General features: G+C 73.5%; 11 protein-coding genes. 2 read left to right on the top strand and 9 right to left on the bottom strand.

Features of this window, described 5'->3' with window-relative positions:
* Nucleotides 1-39: 39 nt before the first annotated feature.
* The 7 genes from AB0L59_RS02640 to hrcA form a co-directional block, all read right to left on the bottom strand.
* Nucleotides 40-3,258 carry a PDZ domain-containing protein gene (locus AB0L59_RS02640; RefSeq protein WP_365578411.1) on the bottom strand — a complete coding sequence of 1,073 codons (3,219 nt, stop codon included), beginning with the start codon at nt 3,256-3,258 and terminating at the stop codon, nt 40-42.
* A 46-nt stretch (nt 3,259-3,304) separates the two neighbouring features.
* The gene (locus tag AB0L59_RS02635; RefSeq protein WP_365578409.1) at nt 3,305-3,853 is read right to left on the bottom strand and encodes a hypothetical protein; all 549 of its coding nucleotides are present in this window, start codon (nt 3,851-3,853) and stop codon (nt 3,305-3,307) included.
* A 133-nt stretch (nt 3,854-3,986) separates the two neighbouring features.
* Nucleotides 3,987-4,379, bottom strand: coding sequence for a VOC family protein (locus tag AB0L59_RS02630; RefSeq protein ID WP_365578407.1), 393 nt, complete (start codon nt 4,377-4,379; stop codon nt 3,987-3,989).
* Between the two features lie 15 nt (nt 4,380-4,394).
* Nucleotides 4,395-5,147: a 16S rRNA (uracil(1498)-N(3))-methyltransferase gene (locus AB0L59_RS02625; RefSeq protein WP_365578405.1), complete on the bottom strand. Its 753-nt coding sequence runs from the start codon at nt 5,145-5,147 to the stop codon at nt 4,395-4,397.
* Nucleotides 5,144-6,229: a nitronate monooxygenase gene (locus tag AB0L59_RS02620; protein ID WP_365578403.1), complete on the bottom strand. Its 1,086-nt coding sequence runs from the start codon at nt 6,227-6,229 to the stop codon at nt 5,144-5,146. The genes AB0L59_RS02625 and AB0L59_RS02620 overlap by 4 nt, the downstream gene beginning before the upstream one ends.
* A 100-nt stretch (nt 6,230-6,329) precedes the next feature.
* The gene (gene dnaJ / locus AB0L59_RS02615) at nt 6,330-7,466 is read right to left on the bottom strand and encodes a molecular chaperone DnaJ (protein WP_365578401.1); all 1,137 of its coding nucleotides are present in this window, start codon (nt 7,464-7,466) and stop codon (nt 6,330-6,332) included.
* The gene (gene hrcA / locus AB0L59_RS02610; protein ID WP_270083888.1) at nt 7,467-8,483 is read right to left on the bottom strand and encodes a heat-inducible transcriptional repressor HrcA; all 1,017 of its coding nucleotides are present in this window, start codon (nt 8,481-8,483) and stop codon (nt 7,467-7,469) included.
* A gap of 162 nt (nt 8,484-8,645) precedes the next feature.
* Between hrcA and AB0L59_RS02605 the strand changes: the two genes are divergently transcribed.
* Both AB0L59_RS02605 and AB0L59_RS02600 read left to right on the top strand, forming a co-directional pair.
* A complete protein-coding gene (locus AB0L59_RS02605) occupies nt 8,646-9,368 on the top strand; it encodes an MBL fold metallo-hydrolase (RefSeq protein WP_365578399.1) in 723 nt (240 codons plus the stop codon).
* A 34-nt stretch (nt 9,369-9,402) separates the two neighbouring features.
* Entirely contained in the window at nt 9,403-10,218 is an 816-nt protein-coding gene (locus AB0L59_RS02600; protein WP_365578397.1) for a DUF3097 domain-containing protein, read from the top strand.
* Between the two features lie 176 nt (nt 10,219-10,394).
* On the opposite strand, the gene hemW is transcribed toward AB0L59_RS02600, so the two are convergent.
* The gene (hemW, locus tag AB0L59_RS02595; protein ID WP_365578395.1) at nt 10,395-11,627 is read right to left on the bottom strand and encodes a radical SAM family heme chaperone HemW; all 1,233 of its coding nucleotides are present in this window, start codon (nt 11,625-11,627) and stop codon (nt 10,395-10,397) included.
* A 27-nt stretch (nt 11,628-11,654) separates the two neighbouring features.
* Nucleotides 11,655-13,475 carry a SpoIIE family protein phosphatase gene (locus tag AB0L59_RS02590; protein WP_365579477.1) on the bottom strand — a complete coding sequence of 607 codons (1,821 nt, stop codon included), beginning with the start codon at nt 13,473-13,475 and terminating at the stop codon, nt 11,655-11,657.
* Between the last annotated feature and the right edge of the window lie 62 nt (nt 13,476-13,537).

The raw sequence follows: 13,537 nt of genomic DNA, 5'->3' as shown, positions 1-13,537 counted from the left end.
CCTCACGCTGGTGATCGATACGGGGGCATCGTAGTCGTATCAGGTGGGCATGCCTGGCGGAGTTTTCGCGGGCCGTTCCTCCAGTGCCTCCAGCGCGAGCCTGATCGCCTCGTCCAACTGGGCGTCGCGGCCCTGCGCCCAGTCCTGCGGGCGCTGCACCACCTCCACGTCGGGATCCACGCCATGGTTCTCGACGTCCCACCCCACCCCCTCCAGCCACATCGCGTACTTCGGCTGGGTGACCAGGGTGCCGTCGACCAGGTGGTAGCGGCTGTCGATGCCGATGACGCCGCCCCAGGTGCGGGTGCCGACGACCGGGCCGATACCGAGGGCCTTGATCGCCGCGTTCACGATGTCGCCGTCGGAACCGGAGAACTCGTTGGCGACGGCGACGACCGGGCCGCGCGGGGCGTCGAGGGGGTAACTGGTGGGCCGCATGCCGCGCGGGAGGTCCCAGCCGATGACGCGGCGGGCCAGTTTCTCGACGACCAGCTGGGAGGTGTGGCCGCCGCGGTTCTCCCGGACGTCGACCACGAGTCCCTCGCGGGCCACCTCGACGCGCAGGTCCCGGTGGATCTGCGCCCAGCCGGGAGCCTGCATGTCGGGTACGTGCAGGTAGCCGAGCCGGCCGTCGGAGGCGGCGTGGACGTGGGCGCGGCGGTCGGCCACCCAGGCGTGGTAGCGCAGGGGTTCCTCGTCGGCGATCGGGATGACGACCGTGTGCCGGGGTTCGCCGCCGCCCGCCGGGGAGACGGTCAGTTCCACCGGGTGGCCGGCCGTGCCGACGAGCAACGGGCCCGGACCCCTCACCGGGTCGACCGGATGGCCGGCCACGGCGATGATCGCGTCGCCGGGGCGGACGGCGACCCCGGGGGCGGCCAGCGGGGAGCGGGCGTCCGGGTCGGAGGTCTCCGAGGGCAGGATGCGGTCGATGCGCCAACTTCCGTCCGGATGGCGGGAGATGTCGGCGCCCAGCAGTCCGTGCCGGGGGCCGCCGCCGCGACCGCCGCCGGGCATGACGTAGGCGTGCGAGGTGCCGAGTTCACCGTGCACCTCCCACAGCAGGTCGACGAGGTCGCTGTGGGTGGCGAGGCGGGCCAGCAGGGGGCGGTAGCGGCCGAGGATGCCCGGCCAGTCCGCGCCGCCGAGGTCGGGGCGCCAGAAGTGGTCGCGCATGAGGCGGCCGGTCTCGTCGTACATCTGCCGCCACTCGGCGGCCGGGTCGAGGGTCTGCCGGATGCGGGCGAGGTCGACGGAGACGCTGGTGTCGCCGTCGTCGTCGGTGCCGGTACGGCGGTCGCTGGGAACGACCCGGAGTCGGCCGTCGGACCACAGCAGCACGCGTTTGCCGTCGCCGCTGACCTCGAAGTGGTCGGCGTCGGAGGCGAGGTGCTCCAGGCGCCTCTGGGCGAGGTCGTAGCGCTCCAGCTCGGTGTGCGGGTCGGGGTCCTCGGGGTGGGCGCGGGCCGTGCCGAGGACGCCGTGCACGGGGTGGCGCAGCCAGAGCACGCCGTCCTTGGCGGCGCGGAGCGTGGAGTAGCGGCCGGCCTCCACCGGGAAGGGGACGATGCGGTCGGCGAGGCCTTCGAGGTCGACGCGGGTGGCGGGGGTCCCCTCGCTGTCCGGGGTCTCGTCCTTGTCCGGGGTCTCGAAGGGGCGGCCGTGCAGCTGCGGGCCGAAGGGGGACGGCGTGGTGGCGGCCAGGGTGATCAGGTGCGGGCGGGCGCCGACCACGAAGGCGAGGTCGAAGACGTGCTCGTCGTAGACCGGGTCGAAGGCGCGGTTGGAGAGGAAGGCGAGGTGTTTGCCGTCGAGGGTGAAGGCGGGGGCGTAGTCCTGGAAGCGGAGCGGGGTCGCCTCGGTGACCGAGAGGTCCGTGGTGTGCGCGATGCGCAGTTGGGAGAGCGGGCGGGGGCCGGGATGGGCCCAGGCGAGCCAGGCGGAGTCGGGGGAGAAGGCGAGGCCGGAGACCTCGCCGTCGTCACTGCGGTCGACCTCGCGGACCTCGCCGGTCTCCCGTTCGACCAGCAGCAGGCGTCCGTCGTGCGCGGCGACGGCGGCCCGGCCGCCGTCGGGGGCCACGGCCAGTTCCAGGACCCGGCCGAGCTGTCCGGCGGCGAGCCGGCGCGGGGGCGCGCCGGGCACGGTGCCGGTGGCCGGGGCGAACTCCAGGGCGTCCTCGCCCTCCGCGTCCGTCACCCACACCACCCACTCCTCGCCCTCGGCGCGGAAGGCACGCGGCATCCGGGCGCGGACGCCCGGGGTGGCGGCGAGGGCGCGGGCCGGCCCGGAGCGGTGGGTGACCCAGTGGATTCCGCCGCGCACACACACGGCGCTGCCCCGTGCGGCGTGGTCGGGGGACGCCTCGCCGAACCAGCGGGCGGCGTTCACCGGACGGGGGCGCAGATCGGCCCGTGGCCCGCCTAGGCGCACGTCCAGCCGGCGCGGCTCGGCGCCCTCCAGGTCGTCCAGCAGCCAGAGTTCACCGCCGGAGCTGTGGACGACGCGGGTGCCGTCACCGGAGGCGTGCCGGGCGTAGAAACCGTCGAGGGGGGTGTGCCGGCGCAGGTCGGAGCCGTCGGCGAGGGAGGAGTAGAGCGCGCCGGTGCCCTCGTGGTCGGAGAGAAAGGCGATCCGGTCCCCCACCCACACCGGACACTCGATGTTTCCGTCGACGTCCTCGTGCAGCCGGACGAACTCCCCCGTTCCCTCCGGGTCGATCCACAGCTTGCCCGCCGTGCCGCCGCGGTAGCGCTTCCAGTGGGCGGCCTCGCGGCCCATCGGCGCGGACAGCAGCACGGTGGCCGGGCCAAGGGCCACATCGCCGACCGGGCCGTACGGCAGGGTCTCGGCGGGGCCGCCGTCCAGCGGGACGGCGTGCGCCCAGGTGTGCCGGAAGCTGGCCTGGCCGTGCGCGCCGAGCGCCAGCACCCGCCCGTCGGCGGTCCAACCGCGGACCTCGGTACGGCGGTTGCCCCAGTAGGTCAAGCGGTCGGCGGGGCCGCCGTCGACGGGGGCGACATGCACCTCGGGCGCGCCGTCACGGGTGGAGGTCCAGGCGAGGAACCGTCCGTCGGGGGATATCCGGGGCGTGGTCACCGGCATGTTGTCGGCGCTGACCCGCCAGGCCCGGCCGCCGTCGAGCGGCGCGAGCCACACGTCGTCCTCGGCGACGAACGTCACCAGCTCGCCGTGAACATGGGGGAATCGGAGATAGGCGGAGGACGTCGTGGTTCGCGTCGAAGCACCCTGAGTCACCCCGTCACTGTACGCAGCGACCGGTGTGCCCCGCCCCCGGTTCCGATCACTTGCCCTGGACGGGCCAGCAGGTGGGATCCCCCTTGCACCACAGAGTGCGGGTGACGGTGACGGTCACGGTCGGCTGCCCTCCGCCGGGACGATGGGTGGGCGGCCTGTACGTGGGCCCGGGCGTGGCCTCGCAGTCGCCGAGCCCGTCGACGTGGAACACCTGTCTGCCGCCGACCTTCGCCGTCAGATCGCCGCGTACACACGCACCGACGACGGCCTTGGTGACCTTGCCGGTGACGGTGATCTTCCGTCTGTCCTTGGTCTCGCCCCGGCAGTCGACAGAGACGACGGTGGTCTCGCTCGCCGAGGGAGCCCCACCCGCCGCCTTGCCGCCGTCGCCGTAGTCACCGGTGCAGGTGAGCCAACCGACGTCGACGTGCTGCTGCTCGAGCCTGGCCGTCGCCGTGGTGTCGGTGGTGTAGGCGGCACCGGCGGTGCTCAGATCACCGGGTTGGCACGCGACCACGGCCGCACCGCCACCGACGACCAGCCCCACCACGGCCACGAGCCGCGTCCCCCGCCGATTCCGTCGTAGAACCCCCATGCAGGGCAGAGTGCCACCGCCGCGGGGGGCACGGAAGGCCGCTTACGGCCACTCACCCGTTCGGGAGGAATACGGCGGCTGGAGCCGGCCACAGGTGGACGGGACGGGTGGACGTTGCTGCCCGCGGTCGCCGTCAGCCCCGCAGCAGCAGCCACTGCTGGAGTTCGACCACGTTGTCCTCCGGGTCCTTGAGGTGGGCCACCCGCATGCGGTCGGTCAGGGGGGCAGGGCCGTGCAGCAGGGTCGCGCCGCGGGAGGTGATCTCCGTGCAGTAGGCGTCCAGGTCGTCGACACGCAGGACGACCAGGGAGCGGTGCCCCGTGGCCGTCTCGCCCAGCTCGTCCAGGATCTCGGCCATCATCGCCCGGTCCTGCAGCGCGATCCCTGCGGAGCCGGTGTGCGGGCTGAACTTCTCGTACGGCCCCTCGGTCGCCCCGGACTGCGGCTTGAGGCCGAGCACGTGGGCGTAGAAGCGGTAGCAGGCGGCGAAGTCGGTCACCAGCAGCCGTACTTGGGCGAGTTCCACGGTGTCCCCCAGGTGTCAGGACCAGCGGCCGGTACGGCCCAGCAGCAGGGCCGCGGCGGCGGTGCCGGCGGTCGATGTCCGCAGCACGGTGGGGCCGAGCACGTACGCCTTGGCACCCGCCTCCTCGAAGAGCGCGAGCTCGTCCCGGGCGACGCCGCCTTCGGGACCGACGACCAGCACGATCTCGCCCTCTGCGGGCAGTTCGGCGGTCGCCAGCGGCCGGCTCCCGTGCTCGAAGTCGGAGTGGAGCACGGCGGCGAAGTCGGCCGTGGCGAGACGTGCGGCAACCTGCTTGGTGGTCGCGGCGTCCGCGACCTCCGGGAAGCGCAGCCGGCGGGACTGTTTGCCCGCCTCGCGCGCGGTGGCCCGCCACTTGGCGAGCGCCTTCAGGCCCCGGTCGCCCTTCCACTGGGTGATGCAGCGGGCGGCCTGCCAGGGCACGATCGCGTCGACGCCGGTCTCCGTCATCGTCTCCACGGCCAGCTCGCCACGGTCGCCCTTGGGCAGGCCCTGGACGACGGTGATCCGGGGGCTCGGCTCGGGTTCCACCGGAAACTCGAACGGCTCGACCACCAGGTGGTCCTTGCCCGACACACTGACGACGACACCGGCGGCGCCCCGCCCCTGGCCGTCCGTCAGCACCACGTTCTCCCCGGGCTGCAACCTCCGTACGGAGACCGCGTGCCGCCCCTCGGGGCCGCGCACGTCGACGAGCGAGCCGGGGCCCACGCCCTGGAGCGAGTCGACGACGAACACCGGCGCGGTCATCGCGGGCCGCCCAGGCCGTCCTCGGCCGACAACGCTGTCCGGGCGGCGTCGAGTTCGGCGGCCAGTACCTCCACCAGCCGCCCGGCCGGCAACTCCCGGGACAGCCGGTGGCCCTGGCCGGCCCACAGCGCCATGCCCTGCGCGTCCCCGGCCTTGGCGGCCGCCTTGCGCAGCGGCGAGGTGAGGTGGTGGACCTCCGGGTAGGCGGCGGGGGCGTACGGCCCGTGCTCGCGCATGAACCGGTTGACCAGACCGCGCGCCGGCCGCCCGGAGAACGCGCGCGTCAGCTCGGTGCGCGCGAACAGGGGGTCGGTCAGCGCCCGCTTGTGCAGGGCGTCGGCGCCGGACTCGGGGGTGGCGAGGAAGGCGGTGCCCAGCTGGGCCGCGCTCGCGCCGGCCGCGAGGACGGCGGCGATCTGGCTGCCGCGCATGATGCCACCGGCGGCGACGACCGGAATGCCCACGGCCTCGCGGATCTGCGCGACCAGCGACAGCAGTCCGATGCCGGAACCGTCGTTCTCGGCCAGGTCCCGATGGGTGCCCTGATGACCGCCGGCCTCCACGCCCTGCGCGATCACCGCGTCCGCGCCGGCCTGCTCGACCGCGCGGGCCTCCTCGGCGGTGGTGGCGGTGACCAGCGTGAGGGTGCCGGCCCGGCGCAGCTTGTCGAACACCTCCCGGCTCGGCACACCGAAGTGGAAGGAGACCACCGGCACCGGGTTGTCGAGGAGTACCGCGAGCTTGGCGTCGTAGCCGTCGTCGCGGCCGCTGTCCGGATCGCCCAGCTCGGTCTCGTACCAGGCGGCCTCGCCGGCCAGCTGGTGGGCGTAGACCTCGACGGCACCCGACTCGGCATACTCGGGCTGCGGCATGAACACGTTCACGCCGAACGGGCGGCTCGTGAGCCCCCGCAGCTGCTTGATCTCCTGGTACATGCCGTCGGCGGTCTTGTATCCGGCGGCGAGGAACCCGAGACCACCGGCCTCGGAGACGGCGGCGGCGAGCTGCGGGACGGAGACACCGCCCGCCATGGGGGCCTGCACGATCGGGTGGGGGAAGAGATCGGTCAGCGCGGAGGACATGACCGCATGTTGTCACGTCCCTCGAACGAGTCCGAATCCGGGCGTCCGATGGCATAAACCGCTGGCATACGGGGTGCCGGGGCACCCCGTGGCCAGTGGCTCAGCGCCCGTTGAACGCGTCCTTCAACCGCGAGAACAACCCCTGCTGCCCGGGCTGGAACTGCCCCTGCGGTCGCTCCTCGCCGCGCAGCTTGGCCAGCTCGCGCAGCAGCCGCTCCTGCTCGGGGTCCAGCTTGGTCGGCGTCTGCACCTCGACGTGTACGACCAGGTCACCCCGGCCGCCGCCGCGCAGATGTGTGACACCCCGGCTGTGCAGCGGGATCGACTGGCCGGACTGGGTGCCGGGCCGGATGTCGACCTCCTCCATGCCGTCCAGCGTCTCCAGCGGCACCTTGGTGCCGAGGGAGGCCGCGGTCATCGGGATGGTGACCGTGCAGTGCAGGTCGTCGCCGCGCCGCTGGAAGGTGGCGTGCGGCAGCTCGTGGATCTCGACGTACAGGTCACCGGCGGGACCCCCGCCCGGACCGACCTCGCCCTCACCGGCGAGCTGGATCCGGGTGCCGTTGTCGACACCGGCCGGGATCTTCACGGTCAGGGTCCGGCGGGAGCGGACGCGGCCGTCGCCGGCGCACTCCGGGCACGGGGTCGGCACGACCGTGCCGAAGCCCTGGCACTGGGGGCAGGGACGCGAGGTCATGACCTGGCCCAGGAAGGACCGGGTGACCTGGGAGACCTCTCCGCGGCCACGGCACATGTCACACGTCTGGGCGGTGGTGCCCGGAGCCGCGCCCTCGCCGTTGCAGGTGTTGCAGACGACCGCGGTGTCGACCTGGATGTCCTTGGTGGTCCCGAAGGCCGCCTCGTCCAGCTCGACCTCGATCCGGATCATCGCGTCCTGGCCGCGGCGGGTGCGCGAGCGGGGCCCGCGCTGCGACGCCGTGCCGAAGAACGCGTCCATGATGTCGGAGAAGTTGCCGAAGCCGCCGGCCCCGAAGCCGCCCGCGCCGGCGCCGCCGGACTGGGAGAGCGGATCGCCGCCGAGGTCGTAGACCTGCTTCTTCTGCGGGTCCGACAGCACCTCGTAAGCGGCGTTGATCTCCTTGAACCGCTCCTGGGTCTTCGGGTCGGGGTTGACGTCCGGGTGCAGCTCGCGGGCGAGCCGGCGGAACGCCTTCTTGATCTCATCCTGCGACGCGTCGCGGCGCACGCCGAGAACGGCGTAGTAGTCCGTGGCCACTTACGACTCCGCCAGGATCTGTCCGACGTACCGTGCCACTGCGCGTACCGCTCCCATCGTTCCCGGGTAGTCCATGCGGGTCGGTCCGACCACGCCGAGCTTGGCAACCGCCTCGCCGCCCGAACCGTAGCCGACCGACACGACGGAGGTGGAGTTGAGTCCCTCGTGGGCGTTCTCGTGCCCGATGCGCACCATCACGCCCGGATCCTTGGCCTCGCCGAGGAGCTTGAGGAGCACCACGTGCTCCTCAAGGGCCTCCAGGACGGGCCGGATCGTGAGGGGGAAGTCATGTCCGAAGCGGGTGAGATTGGCGGTCCCGCCGATCATCAGCCGCTCCTCGTTCTCCTCGACGAGTGTCTCCAGGAGGGTGGAGAGCACCGTGGAGACCGTACCGCGGTCCTCCGGCTCGAAGGCGTCCGGGAGGTCCTCGACCAGCTTCGGCACGTCCGTGAACCGGCGCCCCGCGACCCGGCTGTTCAGCCGGGCGCGAAGATCCGCGAGCGACGCCTCCCCGAACGGCGCCGGGCAGTCCACCATCCGCTGCTCGACCCGGCCGGTGTCCGTGATCAGCACGAGCATCACGCGCGCGGGGGCGAGCGAGAGCAGCTCCACGTGCCGGACGGTGGACCGGGTCAGGGACGGGTACTGCACGACGGCGACCTGCCGCGTGAGCTGCGCGAGCAGCCGCACGGTCCGCGCCACCACGTCGTCGAGGTCGACGGCACCCTCCAGGAAGTTCTGGATCGCCCGCCGCTCGGGCGCGGTCATCGGCTTGACGCCCGCCAGCTTGTCCACGAACAGCCGGTAGCCCTTGTCCGTGGGGATGCGCCCCGCACTCGTGTGCGGCTGGGCGATGAACCCCTCGTCCTCCAGGGCCGCCATGTCGTTGCGGACCGTCGCCGGGGACACGCCGAGGTTGTGCCGCTCGGTCAGGGCCTTCGACCCGACCGGCTCCTCGGTGCCGACGTAGTCCTGGACGATGGCGCGCAGCACCTGAAGCCTGCGTTCACTCAGCATCCGCGCGCACCTCCAGCACGTCGTCCCCTCTGTCCCGCGGTTCCGTCCGCCTGGCACTCTTCGCACGCGAGTGCCAGCGTTCCCGGCCCAGTGTACGGCTGTCGGGTACACCCAGGGCAAGGTCGGTGCGGTCGCGGCGGCTCCTGGGGCTAGCGTCGCGGTATGACGGTGACTTGGGAAGAGCTGGGGTGGGAGCGGCTGGCCGCCGGGGCCGGCCGCTGCCGGCTGCCCGGCTGGGACTGCACGGCCGGGCTGGTCCTCGGGGAGGGTACGGCGCTGATGGTGGACGCCGGCGCCAGCCTGGCCGAGGGGGCGCGGCTGCGGGCGCAGGCCGAGGAACTGGCCGGCGGCCGTGTGACCCATCTCGCGCTGACCCATCCCCACTTCGATCATGTCTTCGGGGCGCCCGTCTTCGCGGGGGCCGAGGTGTACGCGGCGGTGGGGGTCGACGCGGTGTTCGCCCACGAACGCACGGAACTGCGCCGGGACGCCGTGCGGAACGGGCTCTCCGTGACCGACGCCGACGAGGCGGTGGACGCGCTGGTGTCCCCGCGCCACCTGGTCTGCGGCGAGTGGACGCTGGACCTCGGCGCCGGCCGCCAGGCGCTGCTGGCGAACGTGGGCCCTGGGCACACGGCGAACGACCTCGCGATCCTGGTCCCCGGCGCGCCGGAGGTGGTCTTCTGCGGCGACCTGGTCGAGGAGTCGGGCGAGCCCCAGGCCGGCCCCGACGCACTTCCGTCCCGCTGGCCGGACGCCCTGGACCGGCTGCTCTCCCTGGGCGGCGAGGACGCGTTGTACGTACCCGGTCACGGAGCGGTGGTGGACGCGGGATTCGTACGACGGCAACGCGACGCGCTGGCGGCGCGTTTCGGCGTGTCGTAGGCACGGGCCGACCGGTTCTCCTATCGTCATCCGAATGCGCCAGTACTCCGCCGACCTGACCCCGCCGTGGAAGAAGCCCAAGGCCGTGCCGGAGGTACCGGCGGAGCCGGGACTGGTGGTGGAGGAGTCCGGCACCGGGTTCTGCGGGGCGGTGATCCGCTGCGAGGCGGGCACGGTGACCCTGGAGGACCGCTTCGGCAAGCACCGGGTGTTCCCGCTGGAGCCGCGGGGCTTCCTGCTGGAGGGGCGGGTGGTGACGCTCGTGCGGCCGTCGTCCTCGGCTCCGCCACGCCCCACCCGTACGGCCTCCGGTTCGGTCGCCGTCCCCGGCGCACGCGCGCGCGTGGCCCGCGCCGGCCGCATCTACGTCGAGGGCCGGCACGACGCCGAGCTGGTCGAGAAGGTGTGGGGCGACGACCTGCGCATCGAGGGCGTGGTCGTGGAGTACCTGGAGGGCGTGGACGACCTGCCGGCGATCGTGGCCGACTTCGCTCCCGGCCCGGACGCGCGCCTGGGCGTCCTGGTGGACCACCTGGTGCCGGGCACGAAGGAGTGGCGGATCGCGGAGTCGGTGACCAGCGAGCACGCACTGGTGGTGGGCCACCCGTACATCGACATCTGGGAGGCGGTGAAGCCGGCCGCGGTGGGCATCGAGGCGTGGCCGCGCGTACCGCACGGGCAGGACTGGAAGACGGGGGTGTGCCGGGCGCTGGGCTGGCCGTCGGAGAACACCGGGGCGGTGTGGCAGGCGATCCTGAAGCGGGTGGGGTCCTACAGGGACCTGGAGCCGCAGCTGCTGGGGAGAGTGGAGGAGCTGATCGACTTCGTCACGGGCAGTGGTGGGGCCTGACGTCGGGGAACGTTCCGAACTCGGTGGTCTTCACCATGCCGGTGGTCATCGGTCCATCGCCCGCAGCGGTCATCTCCGCAGCCCTCCGGTCTCTGCCACCGCGCAATGCAGTGGCAGCCTGCGAACCAGGTCAGGGACCGAACCGGCGTTCCGGGGGGGGCCACCCGCCGAAGTGATCAGTCCACCAGGTCCCGCACCACCGCATCCGCCAGCAACCGCCCGCGCAGGGTCAGCACGGCCCGCCCCTCCGCGTACGGGCCGTCCTGGAGGAGCCCCTCCCCCAGCGCCTTCCGGGAAGCAGCGAGCCCCTCCTGCTTCAGCAGCGACAGCGGCACCCCCTCCCGCAGCCTCAGTTCCAGCAGGATGCGCTCCACGCGCCGGTCCTCGTCCGAGAGCAGTTCCCGCCCCGCCCCCGGCGACCGGCCGGAGGCGAGGGCCGCCGCGTACGCCCCCGGGTGCTTGACGTTCCACCAGCGCACCCCGCCCACGTGCGAGTGCGCTCCCGGGCCCGCGCCCCACCAGTCGGCGCCGCGCCAGTACAGCTCGTTGTGCAGGCAGCGGCCCGCCTCGGAGGTGGCCCAGTTGGACACCTCGTACCAGTCGAAGCCCGCCGCGGACAGCGTCTCCTCGGCGATCAAGTAGCGATCGGCGTGGACGTCGTCGTCGGTCATCGGGACCTCGCCCCGGCGGATGCGGCGCGCCAGCTGCGTGCCCTCCTCGACGATGAGCGCGTAGGCGCTGATGTGGTCCGGGCCCGCGCGCAGAGCGGCCTCCAGGGACGCCCGCCAGTCGTCGTCGCTCTCCCCCGGGGTGCCGTAGATCAGGTCGAGGTTCACGTGCTCGAAGCCCGCTGCCTTCGCCTCCGCGACGCAGGCCTCGGGGCGGCCGGGAGTGTGGGTGCGGTCGAGGATCCTCAGCACATGCTGCCTCGCGCTCTGCATGCCGAAGGAGATCCGGTTGAAGCCGCCCTCCCGGAGCGTGGCGAGGTACGCCGGGTCCACCGACTCCGGGTTCGCCTCCGTCGTGATCTCCGCGTCCGGGGCCAGACCGAACTCGTCGCGGACGGCCGCCAGCATCCGTACGAGATCGTCGGCGGCCAGCAGCGTGGGCGTGCCGCCGCCGACGAACACCGTGCGGACCTCGCGCGGGTCGTCGCCGAGCACCTTGCGGGCGAGCCGGATCTCGTCGGTCAGCGTGTCCGCGTAGTTGTCGCGGGACGCCAGCACGCCGCCCGTGCCGCGCAGCTCGGTCGCGGTGTAGGTGTTGAAGTCGCAGTAGCCGCAGCGGGTCGCGCAGTACGGGACGTGCAGGTAGAAGCCGAGCGGGCGGTCGGCCGCCCCGGCGAGCGCGGGCGCGGGCAGGGCGCCGTCGGCGGGGACGGGCTCGCCGTCGGGGAGTGCGGAGGGCATGTACTCCATTGTCCCGTACGCCGGCGGTCACCCGGCCTGGAGCACCAGCAGGGCGAGATCGTCCTCGAGCGGGCCCTCGCCGAAGTCGTCCACCAGGCGGCGGATCCTTTCCGCGATCATCTCGGCGCCGAGCCCGGCGCAGCCGGACAGGGCGAGCGCGAGCCCGTCGCCGTCGTCGAACTGGCGGGAGCCGGAGCGCCGCTCGGTCACCCCGTCCGTGACGCACAGCAGGCTGTCGCCGGGCCGGAGATCGAGGGTCTCGCTGGTGTAGGTCTCGTCCTCGACCACGCCGAGCAGGGTCTGCGGGCCGGCGGCGGTGCGCACGGTGCCGTCGGGGCTCAGGACGAGCGGGAGCGGGTGGCCGGCGGAGGCCAGGGTGCAGCGGACCCCGCCGTCGTAGGGGGTCAGCTCGCCGTAGAGGAGGGACAGGAAGCGGGTCTGCGGGCCGTCCCCGCCGGCCACGGGCCGCCCGCCCGCGGCGACGAGTGCGCGGGCGGCGGCGTCGGCGGCCTCGGTGGCGTCGTCCAGGAGGAGCTGGTTGAGGCGGTCGAGGACGTCGGCGACGCGGTAGCCCTCGCGGGCGAGAAGACGCAGCCAGGGACGGGCCAGGCCGATCACGACCGCCGCCTCCGGGCCCTTGCCCTGGACATCACCCACCGCGAAGCACCAGCGGCCGTCGCCCGCCGGGAACAGGTCGTAGAAGTCGCCGCTGGGGCCGCCCTTGTCACAGGGTTCGTAGACGAGCGCGCTGCTCACACCCGGGATCTCGGCGACCGCGCCGGGCAGCAGACCGCGCTGGAGCACGGCGCTGATGGTGACCTGGCGGGCGTACTGGCGGGCCGCACCGATGGCGAGGGCCACCCGGCGTCCAAGGTCCTCCACGAGCCCGGTGACCTCGTCGGGGAAGCCGTGCAGCCCGCAGCGGCCGATGACCAGCGTGCCGAGCGGCCGGCCGCCCGCGATCAGCCGGTACGCCAGCGCCGTGCCCTCGGCGCCGTGCGGGCCGAGGGCGTGGCCGGGCCACGGGTACGGCTCGGGGCCGGAGCGCAGCCCCTCGCCGGGGCAGGGCGGCTCCTTCTCCAGGGCGCAGCGCAGTTCCTCGATGCGGTTCTCGCTGGAGTGCCAGACCCGGTCGGGGCCGTCGGCGGCGCCGCCGCGCAGGCTGGCCTCGTCCTCCAGCCACACCGCGCACCAGTCGGCGAGCCGGGGCACGAGGAGCTGGCCGGTCAGGGCGGTGACCAGGTTCTCGTCCAGCTGGCCGGCGAGCAGGTCGGAGGCCTCGGCGAGGAAGGACAGCGCCCCCCGGCCGAGCCAGTCCGGGTCGCCGTCGCCGCGGTGCGGCTGCGGCGCCAGATCCTCGGCGACCTCCAGGGCCGCCTCCGGTGCGGGGGTGTCCGGGTCCTCGACGCCGCCCGGGGGAAGCCGCGCCCAGACCGTCTTGGCGCCCGCGCGGTAGGTGACGCCCCAGGACTCCGCGAGCGTGGTGACCAGACGCAGGCCACGCCCGTACTCGGGGGTGTCGTACGGCCCCTCGCCGCCGAGGGGATCGCGCGGGGCGCGCGAGGGGTGCCGGTCGCCCACCTCCACGACGAACGCGCCGCTCTCCTCCAGCCGCCAGTCGACCTGCACATCCGTACCGGCGTGCACGACGGCGTTGGTGACCAGCTCGCTGACGACGGCCAGGGCGTCTTCGACGAGCCGGGCCGTCACCTCCGTGGCCTCGGCCAGCACGGCCCGCACCAGCGCACGGGCCGAGCCGGGCGCGAGAGGGCTTCCGGGCAGCGTGGCCCGCCCCCGCACCTCCCTGGCCCGGGGCTCACTCTCCCGCTGCGTCGGTATGGCCGCCATGTCCATGCGGCCCAGGGTGACAGACCGAGGGCGTACATAAGCGCTGAGTCATCGAAATGGAC

Source organism: Streptomyces sp. NPDC052109 (assembly GCF_040680195.1).
Taxonomy (GTDB): domain Bacteria; phylum Actinomycetota; class Actinomycetes; order Streptomycetales; family Streptomycetaceae; genus Streptomyces.
Note: the sequence above shows the minus strand (reverse complement) of the source record. Positions and strands in the feature narration are given on the sequence as shown.

Excerpts from the sequence above, each read along its gene's own strand:
- AB0L59_RS02590 (WP_365579477.1), bottom strand. The coding sequence starts at position 13,475 with ATGGCGGCCATACCGACGCAGCGGGAGAGTGAGCCCCGGGCCAGGGAG.
- AB0L59_RS02620 (WP_365578403.1), bottom strand. The coding sequence starts at position 6,229 with ATGTCCTCCGCGCTGACCGATCTCTTCCCCCACCCGATCGTGCAGGCC.
- AB0L59_RS02625 (WP_365578405.1), bottom strand. The coding sequence starts at position 5,147 with ATGACCGCGCCGGTGTTCGTCGTCGACTCGCTCCAGGGCGTGGGCCCC.
- hemW (WP_365578395.1), bottom strand. The coding sequence starts at position 11,627 with ATGCCCTCCGCACTCCCCGACGGCGAGCCCGTCCCCGCCGACGGCGCC.
- AB0L59_RS02605 (WP_365578399.1), top strand. The coding sequence starts at position 8,646 with ATGACGGTGACTTGGGAAGAGCTGGGGTGGGAGCGGCTGGCCGCCGGG.
- hrcA (WP_270083888.1), bottom strand. The coding sequence starts at position 8,483 with ATGCTGAGTGAACGCAGGCTTCAGGTGCTGCGCGCCATCGTCCAGGAC.
- AB0L59_RS02635 (WP_365578409.1), bottom strand. The coding sequence starts at position 3,853 with ATGGGGGTTCTACGACGGAATCGGCGGGGGACGCGGCTCGTGGCCGTG.
- AB0L59_RS02600 (WP_365578397.1), top strand. The coding sequence starts at position 9,403 with ATGCGCCAGTACTCCGCCGACCTGACCCCGCCGTGGAAGAAGCCCAAG.